Source organism: Arthrobacter sp. PsM3 (genome assembly GCF_030433895.1).
Taxonomy (GTDB): domain Bacteria; phylum Actinomycetota; class Actinomycetes; order Actinomycetales; family Micrococcaceae; genus Arthrobacter.
Map to the genome: position 1 here is coordinate 1 of NZ_JARUXE010000106.1, position 985 is coordinate 985.

Below are 985 nucleotides of genomic sequence, written 5' to 3' on the forward strand. Positions count from 1 at the left end.
ACCATTTCGGACAGTGATGCCCTGTTGATCACGGGGCGCTCCACGCCCTGGTCCTGGAAGCGGAGCTGGTGAAGCACCAGGCCTTCCCGGGGAGTGAACCCGACCCGGAAGGACCAGTCGGCCCACTGGACGTGGTTTCCGGTGACCTTGAAGGACGCACCTTCGGGCTGGGTGATGGAGATGGGCTTGAGGTCAGTGCGGGCCGGCCCGACGTACTTGGGCAGGTAGTTGCCGCTGGCACTGGGTACGGGGATCGCCTGGTCGTCCTCGACTTCTACGACTTCGCCGGAGTTGAGGTCGACGATGACGATGAAGTTCTCGATCGGGTGCGCGTAAGGGCTGTCATCGGGCTCCTGGCGGACGAAGACCAGGGCGCGCATCAGGCGCCGTCCTTCGTTGTCTTCACCGAAGTAGCCCACAGACCACGGTTCGAAGCAGACCAGGTCCATATCGGTGATGCCCCGCTTGGCAAGGGCCGCCTTGACCTCCGGGTTCTTTCGGCAGCTCTCTTCACCTTCTGCAAACTCGTCCAGCATGAAGGGCGGCTGAACGCCGGAGGCCAGCTGCTTCCACGACGTGACGATGCCCGAATCAAGGTTGACGATGGCTTCGTAGGCATTTCCCGCGGCGCGGTCAACGAGCACCGAGTCCGCTTCTCGTTCGGTCTCCCCGCCGGTCCTCAGGGTTTCCTTGGACGGCTCGCGCAGCTCAACGCTGATAAAGCGGAACGACTCAGCCGCAGCCGGCCCGTCCTTCAGGATCGAGACAGCCCGTGAAATCTCGGCCCGGGACAACGGATCCAGAGGGTGTGCTACCCCTACTACAGTTTCGGTTTCAGTGTTGAGAGTCATGCTTTTCTCCTTAATTCTTTCTTTCAGGAAGGATCCCGATGGTCTGAGTGCCGAAGTGCCCCGTAACAGACCGGGGTTTGGCGAATGCTTGGCAGCCAACGAGTGTGCCGGAAACTGCCGATGAGGACGCCCGG

At 61.7% G+C, this 985-nt stretch carries 1 protein-coding gene; it reads right to left on the bottom strand.

Translation table 11 applies throughout. From position 1 onward, the window contains the following. The coding region (locus QCD75_RS21770; protein WP_441005536.1) for a copper amine oxidase at positions 1-851 on the bottom strand (851 nt) is incomplete at its 3' end. Positions 852-985 lie beyond the last annotated feature (134 nt).